This is a genomic window from Paraburkholderia fungorum, from assembly GCF_902833645.1.
Taxonomy (GTDB): Bacteria; Pseudomonadota; Gammaproteobacteria; order Burkholderiales; family Burkholderiaceae; genus Paraburkholderia; species Paraburkholderia fungorum.
Genome location: NZ_CADFGE010000009.1, coordinates 103,441 through 112,344 on the forward strand (window position 1 = coordinate 103,441; position 8,904 = coordinate 112,344).

Sequence of the window (8,904 nt, forward strand, 5' to 3'; positions counted from 1 at the left end):
AGTTAAAGCCGCTGCAGATCGGGCCGCCGGCGCAGCGGCGCCCGGCGGGAACAGGACATTCGTGAGGTCATTCCTCGTCGTGCTCGTGGGCAGCGCGCGCGACCGCCAGTGCTGACCGGGCCTTGTTCCATGTCATACACCAAGCGCACTGCATGCCGGACTTTACCCCGTTATGGCTGTCCCAGATACCCGGCACGTCATGGCCGTGGCCGGGTGCGTTCTCGGCGCCGGACCACGGCCCGAGGTACTCGCCGTCCTCGACTTCGCGCAGCACCGCCTCGAGCAGATCGCGCCATGACGCGTCGGCGGGCACCGGAGAACCGTCTTGATCAGGACAGGTGGCGGAGAGCAGCCAGCGGCCATACGCGGTCATGTAGGTGCGACCGAACGGGCCCGTACGCACCGCACCGAGTTCGGCAAGGGCCTGGATGTCCGCTTTGCTTTCTGTATGACCATCAGCGGCATCGTCAGCGCAGACCTCGGCGAACCGCTGCAGGCACTCGAGCAGTTCAGGCGTCGGGCGCGGTAGGGCATCGAGAAGAGCGTCATCGTTGCGAGTCGACGAGTCTTGCGTAACAAGGCTTTGCGCAATTTCACGGACCGAATGCTGTCCATCGACTTCGAGAGCACCCGCGCGAAGAGCGGCGAGACACCGTTCCCATGCTCGCGTCCAGATCAGCCGACAGACCTGTTCGTTCACGAGCTGGTGGCGCTGGCCGGCGTACCATTGGTCGAACGCCACATCAGCGGTCACCGCCGTGCCGGCGTGTGCTTCGGCGATCGCAACACGCACCGCGCGAATCCACAGTGCGTCATAGCCGGCGCACTCGGCGGACACCGGAACGGCGATCTGATTGCGGATCTCCAGGATCCGCTCGTTGGTCAGAGGTGCGGGCCACTCGGCCGGCCCGGCGAACAACCGGCGGACCTCGCATGCTGGGCCGCTCTCGTAGCCGCTGTAGCGGCCCGTCGCAAGCGTCGCCTCGTACAGATCCTGAGTGCAATTCTTCCAGACCGCCAGCGGACTGCCGTCGATGCGGTGCACCTGGTAGGAGGCCGGTTGCTGATGCTGGCTGGCGGGCAGGGCCGCGAGCAGAATTAAGCGCGCCTCCGCGATGCGATCAGCGCGGTTGCAGCGGTCGTCCTTGTTCCACCAGATCTCGAACTCATCATCCGACCACTCAAATTGCTTGCAGCGTTCACGCTCTAGCGCCTTGGCGGCGCGCTCAGCACGATTTTCGAGGTCGGCGGGCTGTGCGGTTGCCGGATGATGGCACCGGCCCTCGGATTTGCATTGACCCGGGAGGTCGCATTCGCGGAAGCGGCAGTTCGAGAAGGGCGAAGAGGCCATGTTCAGACTCGCGTGTTTGGGTCGTTGGTTTGCGCGCCGCCGGGCGCGAAAGGTTCTTTTTTGATCGGACAGGGCTGGATGGACCCTACACCGGGCATGCCGATTCGGCCGAGCGGGTCGACGTAGGCGCCGTCCCTGCGTTCCGTGACCGCGCTATCCGCCTGAGCGCGATCCAGGAACACCTTGTCGCGGTACATGCGGCCGCCCGTCACGAGGTAGGCGACGGGCTTCATGTCATGAGCAAGCATCCGGCCGAGCTTCGCGAGGACAGCCTGTTCGACCGCGCGGATCAGAACCGGGTCCGGCACGATGTCGCCGTATCCTTCGATTGCGGCCGTTGCCTTGGCGTCGTCCATGGCAGCCGACATCTCGCCTACTGACAGGACCTTGTTCGGGAAGCCGGTGGGCGGCGCAGTCAGCGCGGCGCGGCATTCCTGCAGCACGCTGACAGCCGACATTAGGTGACGCTGGCCATCCTGCTTGCCCAGCGCATCAAGGCCATCGCCCACGCCCGTCAGGCGGCTGATTGCAATGTCGATCTTGCTGCTCAGATGTTCAGTCATGTTCTGCGGGTGGCCGTTAGGAGGGGATCACAGCGATGATGGTGTTGACCGCCGTTCCAGCGGCAGCGAAGGCGCCGGCGGGGAGATCCTCGAAGTGGCCGCCACGCGCGACCACCAGGTCACGGAAGTCCGCCGTGAGTTTGTCGGCCCGAAAAAGCACGCCGGCGGACATAACCGAAACAAGGCGTCCGTTGGGCGCGAGAAAGCGCAGGGCGTGACGCACATGATGAACGTCAGCGCGCTTAGTGAACGGGGGATTCATCACGATGCGCTCATAAACCGGCTGAGGCTGGATCGTGAGAAAGTCGGCCTGCGTGATGCTCCAGTGGTCGTAACCGAGCGACTTGAGTGTCTCGACATTCGCCGGCAGGAGTTCGTAGCAGTCGACAGACGCCTCGCGAAATGCGCACGCGATGTTGCCGCGGCCCGCGCTAGGCTCAAGAACTCGGTGGCCTGCCCGCACGTCCGCGAGTCCGATCAGTCGTTCGACAACCGCGGGCGGCGTCGGGAAATAGCCGAAGTCTTGCGGCACGGTGATTTCACCCGACAGGATGATCTGCTCGATCGCGTCGCTGGCATCGCAATAGAACAAGTGCGCCTTCGCTTTGCGATTCCACTTTCCGCCGGCAGCTTCGAGCACTTTGTTGGTGCGCTCGTAGAGTGAGCGATCCAGTTGGCCGATCAGTCTCAGCGAGCTGCCCGTCGTTTCGGCAACACTCAGCGTTGCGAGCACATCGTTTGCGATTTTCATCTTCGCTCCAGGTTGTGATTTTTAGCGTATCGATAAGGTCCACGCGTTCATGATGCGGTTGCGAATTCGACTCGCAAATCGGCTCGCGATCAGAAGAGTTGAGGTTGCATTTGATGCAGGTTTTTCCGTTTCACTGCGCTGATGCGCGATTCCCCGTCCTCCGTCAGCCACTGGATCTTTGACCGCTCACCCTGAGCCACGCCCAGAACCAGCACGATGCGGTTCTTGTAGCGGGCGAGGGAGCTTTCGCCCGGAACCTGAGATGAGGAAGAGGGGTTCACCACGCGCTCTTTCCTGTTCAGGCCGCATCGGGAAAGAAGACTGGGATGCCAGGTAGCGTGCCGGGCATCCGGCGGCGCACAGCGGCAGGCACGGCCATGACGACGCCATTCACGGTCGGCAGGCTGTCCTGCGATTCGAAGGGCGTGCCGGTGCCGAGCACGACCCACATCGATTCGTTCCGATCGACCAGCGCGACCCATTCGATTTCACCTTCCTGACCGGCGAGTCCCTCGACCTCCACGACGCCGGCGTCGGGCAACACGATGTGGCCGCGCGAATAGTCGATCTCGACCTCGTCCATGCCGAACAGCGTTGCGACGCTGTCAGCCTCTTGCAGACGGATGTTGTTGGAGATGGCGTAGTGTTCCCAAAGCGAAGTGAGTTGGCGTGCGTTCATGGTTGCTGTAGGTGTTGGGCCCGTTAGGCGACGGCCGCTTCCCGAAGGATCGTGCAGGCGGTTGGCGCGAGCTGAACAAGCGTCAGCTTGTTCATGTGCTTGAAGCACGCGCCCGTGTCGATGTAGTAGACGTTTGCGAGGCGGCTGATCTGCCCAAGCGGCGTGTGACCGACGACGATGGCCGCCACGTCCTGAACCGTTGTGCAATCTCCGGACTCGATACGCTCACGCGACCACAGCGCCTGCTGCGTCAGCAGCGTGCGATCGCGGCTCGTGAGCGACGGATGGGTCAGCCTGCCGGTGAAGTCCCGCCAGCGTGCAGCCGGGCAGTCGGCATGCACGATACCGATGTCGCCCACATCCGTCTCGACGGTAATTGCGACGGGCAGCGTGGACAGCGCATCGGAGACTTCGATCTGGAACGAGCGCGGACTGCCTACCATCCACGCGCCACCGTTCCTTACGTAGGTCTCCATGTCCATGCTGCCTTCCGGATAGCGGATGGCCATGTCTTCGTGATTGCCCCGCACGGCATGGAACCAGGGCTGGCTGATGTACTCGAGCACCCGCTCCGACTCCGGACCGCGGTCAACCATGTCGCCGACCGAGAAAATGCGATCGACGGCCGGGTCGAAATCGATTTGGCGCATCGCCGCATCAAGGCGGGAGAAGTGGCCGTGAATATCCCCGACCACGAAGTCGCGGCCGCGGGTATTGCGCGGGTAATTCAGGGCAAGGCTCGACATAATGGCTTCTCTGCGTGTGTGTGACGATACGAAGAGCAGCGTACCTACCAGGCAATGAAACACAAACGGCCTCAGGCAAGCGCTCGGTTGAGCACGGGCTCAACGAAGCTGATTTACGAGAGGGGAAGCCCGCCGCTGGTTAGAGCGAGCGGGCATGGATCACTGTCAACGCAAGGTCTTGCCGTCAGGCAAGCCAATGAGTTTGGTGCGATCGAAGGTTTCGAGAAGGTCGTCCGTGGCGGTGAGCATGCGGCGCTCGGCCAGGAGGAAGGTTTCGTAGAGGCGTTGGCGTTCGCGGTCGTTTTTCCGTTGTTCCTCTCTCATGAAGTCAAATCGAGCTCGGAAATCCGAGTAGATCCAGTCTTCGTCGAGCGGAAGCAGTGCAACGTGATCCAGAACGAAATGTCCGACAGGGCCTGGAAGGGCGGAGCCTTTCAGATGCGCCGAGCCGACACTCAGTATCAGTCCCTGATGCGCGCGCATCAGCTCATCGTCCAGCTTCGAAGTCCCATAGGAAACCGCGACGTAATGCCGATCGCCCAGTGAAAAAGGGACATCCGCTACGAGGCAGTAATGGGGTTTCGGGCCGGGCTGATGAGGATCACTGTCGTACGGGAAGAGACACTTGAGCACAACACCTCGCACAATCTGCGAGGCGTCCATGCAGTGTCTCCTTCAGACGGCTGGGCTTGTGCCTGAGTTGCTATCCGCGTTTTCCAGCACGCGGGAGAGTTCACGGCGATTGCGAGCGCGAGACTCGGCGATCTGCTCGCGCCAAGCGGGAATGACTTCGGCCGGGATGGATGCGTCCATGTAGCCCGTGACACCAGAATCGGTGACGGTTTTCAGAACTTCTCGACCGTTGGCTGCAATGAACTTTTCCATGAGGAAATGATACACCCGGTACGCGGGTTGCAATGCTGATTTGATATTTCGGGAAACTGTCGCCATTACCTGGCGAAGCATTTGCTGTTGCATAAGCTCTCCTTGTTGCCGCGCGGGCGAGAAAAAAGGAGAGAGCGATGACGCTCGGTTGGGGCGACCCCCAACTGAATGTACCGTCAACACAACGCTGATCTTTGATGTGGGACGCTGGCCCTGCCGATCAAACGGCTGCTCCGATTATAGGCGATTTGTCCCGTCGCGAGGAAATCGGTGTAACCGGTCGGTGCCGGCGACGGCATCGGCTGGCGGCGCGTCGGCGCAGCTATGTTCATGCTCCAGCTTGCCGCGCTGACTGGTTGGCAGGGGGCAGTCAAACCCTGCCCAACCAGCCAGTTCTTATTGGCCTTGTTCAAACTGCTGCAATTCCTGCCGGAGCATTATCGGCGCGTTGATTTTGCGGCCCATCCGGAACATGTCACGGAAGGTCGAGATTTTCTGGCCTCGCAAGTCGGTCGCCTTCCCGTCGCTCTCAAGAAAGTCCATCGCAGTAGCAATCCGGCCCGCAGTCATTTCTACCCGGTTGCTGTTGAAGCGCACCTGGCACCCGAACCACATGGCGTCATCCAGCGCGTTCCCGCGCGTCCAGTGATAGGCCACCCACTTCCCGAGCGATAGCCAAGCGTACGAAGCCTTGCCAACGGTATCCGCAAGGCGTCCAATCAGGAAGAAGATGAACTCCTCGTCGCGGCTTGGGTCCCACGACCGCATGCTCCAGCACTCTCTCTGATAGGTATCGAACATCGACCACAGCGTGTCGTCCGACAGCATGGCCAGTTCCGGGTAGCATGACCGGAGCCCTTCGGCCTGATCTCTGTATTCATGGTCGAGAAGACCGTGTAGGGTATTCAACCGACCGAGGTCCAGCTTGTCAGTATCAGCCCAGATGGCGGACACGAGGTTGACTGCAATCGCGTCCATGCTGGCACACGCCTGTTTCCACGCGAGTTCAGCGTCTCTCGCCTTCAGGAAGAGTGACTCCGGTATCGGAGCAAATCCCGGGCGCCACTCGGTCCTTTTGAGGCGAAGATATAGTCCCGCAGGATCAGATTCGGGCTGGACTGTCGGTGGCTCGATCATCAAATCCCCGCTGTCCACAAGATTAAGCGGCTCGCGCAATACCATGGGCTGGCCACGATATTCGAATTCGCCGATGCCTGTTACGACCTCGCCCATCAGGAGTTTAACGAGGGCTGGCTGCGCTGCCTCGCGCGAACTGAAAGCGCCCGGCAAGCGCGCATCGAACGGAACATGGCGGATGACAACACCCCCGTCTGCAACTTCTTCGAATTCATACGGTGCCGGAACAATCTCCCACTGGCCGACGGCATCTTCCGGCGAAACCATTGCCTCACCGACCAGCTTTAGAGCAATGTCCGCAAAATCCGGATTGTCGTACTTAACCCCGACAGCCTCGACTAGACGGATCAACCTTTCGAACACGAATACCTGACCGTCACGAACCTGATACTTTGCATTCGGAATGCCGTCGATCACGCGGAGTGCTTCCCGAAGGGAGTCGTCCTTCTGGTTGAACAGGTATCCAGCCTCATCCAGGGCGAGCATCGTCTTGAATGTACCGTTCCCGCCGTGACTGGCGAGTCGCCTCTCGATCGCCTCGAACATGATCTTTGCCTCGGTGCTGATCGTGGTAGCTGCGGCCAGCTCGTCAAGATGAAGTTCTGGCACAAGATCCGTACCCGATAGCGGCGTGATCCCATAGCGCTCGAACATCTTCCACACCACGGCGGACTTGATTTCCTTCATGCTCAGTGAGCCATTGGGTATCGAAAACGATGCGGTGGCTTCGTGCTGAGCATCGTGCAGGCTGTTGTAGCCGAACAGGACGGCCAGGACATTCTGGGACTGCATCAGAGAGAGATCGTCGAGCGGCCAGACTTTACGCAGGGCTTTGGCGATCTTCGTATACGAACCATGCTCGAAGTCGGCATGGAGTAATGGGACACGCATAGCAACACTCCTTCCGTAGCGCGAATTCATGCAGTGGCTGGTTCACCGTCAGTGCGCTACGCAGGGTTGTTGTGTGCGTCTAACGGAATAGGTGTGTTACATCTCATGGCACTGCCTTTGCCAACACCAGCGGCGCGATCGAGATAGACCGGTGTGGCAAATATAGCATGGAGAAATAGCGGGGTGACAGTGGAATTTCGCTTCTGACGCGCTAAACAGGCCCGCATCAGGTTGGGGCCTATCCTGATTTCCAGGTCGCGCGCATTCATAAAAAACGGTGCACGCGCCCCGGTGGACGGAAACGATTCGCTGACTTCAAGCGACGCCCATCGAGACACACAGAAACGAAAACTCAGTCGCGATCATTGCGATTCGCGCTTCCTTATCCAAAGATGTGTCCGAAGGTTGCACGGGCGGAGGCGGTTGCTTTCCTGACGTTCTCGGAGAATGCTCGAAGTTCCGCAATCCGGTCGAGCGCATCGAGCAACTGCTCCATCTGCAGCGATTTTCCGGCCCGGCCGAATTCAGCGGCGATTACTTCACCCAGTCGCTTCGAAAGGTCGGGAGCCAGCTTTTCCATGCCGGCGACCTTGGACAGCATCTGCACAATCCAGTCGATATACGGGGGGGCTTCGGGTGAATCTTCTTTGCCCGGAACGGCACTCTCCACGGTTATGTCCAATCGGACGGCGCCGAATAGCCCGCGTGCCAGTGCACGCGAGGACTCCCGGTCGAGACCACGTACCGAAATTTTGCTCCCATCGACACCAATCGTCATGTCGTAGCCGCCGTCCTCGCTCTGGCCAAGTTCATCCATCGTTCCATGAACGGACAGCGTTGCGGCCGACATCATTGTGGCACGCTGCTCAAGGGTGGCGATCCGCTTCAGCAGCGCAATGATTGTCTCGGGGTTGCATGCCTCGATAAATGCCATGTCTTCCTCGGAGATCCCGATGTCGGCCGTGTTTTCACCGGGAATCTTGTAGGCCTGCGCAACACCGCCGTCCGGACCGCCTGCCGCCGTGAGCCGGCGCACGCTATTGGAGGTCCACCACGTCCATTGACCTCGGGTCGCAGCTTTCGCCAGTTGAAGGAGGAGGGCGGCATCGATTTGGTCGTTCTGATTCGACGCTTCGGATTTAGATTCGATCATCGGTTGATCCTTATCGTGCATTCTTTAGCTGGACAATCCGTCCGGCAAACTTGACGCAGGCCAGATACGGAGAAACTTGCAGTGCCGTCATCGCTGCGTCGCGCGCGAGCCATTGCCATCAAATTTCCAGTTGCTTCAGCGTGCGATGCGCTGGGCGATCGTCGGCCAGACGTAGACGGTTTCCAGCACAAGGAACGTGGTGAGAGCTGTCAAGTAAGCAATTGGTGTTACCTGCATCCAGCGAACCTGCTTCTTCAAGGCCCAAACTTCACAGCCCATCACTTGTTGGATTTCGGTGACGTTCATGTTTCCGTCCTATTGAATGGTCTCGACGCCCGAGAGCTTTGCAGAGCCCGTGCTGAATTGAGCAGTAATCGGTCTATGGAGGTCATGTTTTCCCTTAGACGTTTCTTTGACGGAGCAATCGACGCAATCGTGCTCTCGCGCTATTTCGATCTATACCCTTTGGGAGCATGACGTGCGGATCGTCTAGCGCATTACGTAGGCACTCAACCACGTCGCCAGCAATCGCCGGTTGGTCTTCGACGTGACAAGTCATGGCAAGGCCGACGAGTAGCGCCCGGTCATCGACTGGCATATCTATGAACCACGGCCACACCAACTGGAGACGCTCTTTTGAACGTACCGCTGCGGCCGCCCCAGCCTTCATTCCCAACACCTGGGCAACATGCACGGCAACGAGGATAGATAACGCGATCAGTGCAACGAACAGGAGCCGCCGCTTTGG

The 8,904-nt window shown here is 59.9% G+C and carries 11 protein-coding genes; all 11 read right to left on the bottom strand.

Features of this window, described 5'->3' with window-relative positions; genetic code table 11:
• Positions 1–67 precede the first annotated feature (67 nt).
• Complete coding sequence (locus tag HWX91_RS25715; RefSeq protein ID WP_028195606.1) at positions 68–1,351, bottom strand: hypothetical protein; 1,284 nt, start codon at positions 1,349–1,351, stop codon at positions 68–70.
• A 2-nt stretch (positions 1,352–1,353) separates the two neighbouring features.
• Positions 1,354–1,914 (bottom strand): hypothetical protein, encoded by a 561-nt coding sequence (locus HWX91_RS25720; RefSeq protein ID WP_028195605.1) that lies wholly within the window; start codon positions 1,912–1,914, stop codon positions 1,354–1,356.
• A gap of 16 nt (positions 1,915–1,930) precedes the next feature.
• Positions 1,931–2,665: a DNA methyltransferase family protein gene (locus HWX91_RS25725; RefSeq protein ID WP_028195604.1), complete on the bottom strand. Its 735-nt coding sequence runs from the start codon at positions 2,663–2,665 to the stop codon at positions 1,931–1,933.
• 89 nt (positions 2,666–2,754) lie between these two features.
• Positions 2,755–2,949, bottom strand: coding sequence for a hypothetical protein (locus HWX91_RS25730; RefSeq protein ID WP_052660685.1), 195 nt, complete (start codon positions 2,947–2,949; stop codon positions 2,755–2,757).
• Positions 2,950–2,963: 14 nt separating this feature from the next.
• Positions 2,964–3,344 (bottom strand): hypothetical protein, encoded by a 381-nt coding sequence (locus tag HWX91_RS25735; RefSeq protein ID WP_052660684.1) that lies wholly within the window; start codon positions 3,342–3,344, stop codon positions 2,964–2,966.
• A gap of 23 nt (positions 3,345–3,367) precedes the next feature.
• On the bottom strand, positions 3,368–4,090 hold the full coding sequence (locus HWX91_RS25740) for a metallophosphoesterase (RefSeq protein WP_042274448.1): 723 nt from the start codon (positions 4,088–4,090) through the stop codon (positions 3,368–3,370).
• 165 nt (positions 4,091–4,255) lie between these two features.
• Positions 4,256–4,753, bottom strand: a complete 498-nt coding sequence (locus tag HWX91_RS25745; protein WP_028195602.1) for a hypothetical protein — start codon at positions 4,751–4,753, stop codon at positions 4,256–4,258.
• 12 nt (positions 4,754–4,765) lie between these two features.
• Entirely contained in the window at positions 4,766–5,068 is a 303-nt protein-coding gene (locus HWX91_RS25750) for a hypothetical protein (RefSeq protein WP_028195601.1), read from the bottom strand.
• 303 nt (positions 5,069–5,371) lie between these two features.
• Positions 5,372–7,003, bottom strand: a complete 1,632-nt coding sequence (locus HWX91_RS25755) for a hypothetical protein (RefSeq protein ID WP_052660683.1) — start codon at positions 7,001–7,003, stop codon at positions 5,372–5,374.
• Positions 7,004–7,385: 382 nt separating this feature from the next.
• Positions 7,386–8,156 (bottom strand): hypothetical protein, encoded by a 771-nt coding sequence (locus HWX91_RS25760; RefSeq protein ID WP_042274446.1) that lies wholly within the window; start codon positions 8,154–8,156, stop codon positions 7,386–7,388.
• 135 nt (positions 8,157–8,291) lie between these two features.
• Positions 8,292–8,462 carry a hypothetical protein gene (locus HWX91_RS25765; protein WP_156034511.1) on the bottom strand — a complete coding sequence of 57 codons (171 nt, stop codon included), beginning with the start codon at positions 8,460–8,462 and terminating at the stop codon, positions 8,292–8,294.
• Positions 8,463–8,904 lie beyond the last annotated feature (442 nt).

Excerpts from the sequence above, each read along its gene's own strand:
- HWX91_RS25715 (WP_028195606.1), bottom strand. The coding sequence starts at position 1,351 with ATGGCCTCTTCGCCCTTCTCGAACTGCCGCTTCCGCGAATGCGACCTC.
- HWX91_RS25720 (WP_028195605.1), bottom strand. The coding sequence starts at position 1,914 with ATGACTGAACATCTGAGCAGCAAGATCGACATTGCAATCAGCCGCCTG.
- HWX91_RS25725 (WP_028195604.1), bottom strand. The coding sequence starts at position 2,665 with ATGAAAATCGCAAACGATGTGCTCGCAACGCTGAGTGTTGCCGAAACG.
- HWX91_RS25735 (WP_052660684.1), bottom strand. The coding sequence starts at position 3,344 with ATGAACGCACGCCAACTCACTTCGCTTTGGGAACACTACGCCATCTCC.
- HWX91_RS25740 (WP_042274448.1), bottom strand. The coding sequence starts at position 4,090 with ATGTCGAGCCTTGCCCTGAATTACCCGCGCAATACCCGCGGCCGCGAC.
- HWX91_RS25745 (WP_028195602.1), bottom strand. The coding sequence starts at position 4,753 with ATGGACGCCTCGCAGATTGTGCGAGGTGTTGTGCTCAAGTGTCTCTTC.
- HWX91_RS25750 (WP_028195601.1), bottom strand. The coding sequence starts at position 5,068 with ATGCAACAGCAAATGCTTCGCCAGGTAATGGCGACAGTTTCCCGAAAT.
- HWX91_RS25755 (WP_052660683.1), bottom strand. The coding sequence starts at position 7,003 with ATGCGTGTCCCATTACTCCATGCCGACTTCGAGCATGGTTCGTATACG.
- HWX91_RS25760 (WP_042274446.1), bottom strand. The coding sequence starts at position 8,156 with ATGATCGAATCTAAATCCGAAGCGTCGAATCAGAACGACCAAATCGAT.
- HWX91_RS25765 (WP_156034511.1), bottom strand. The coding sequence starts at position 8,462 with ATGAACGTCACCGAAATCCAACAAGTGATGGGCTGTGAAGTTTGGGCC.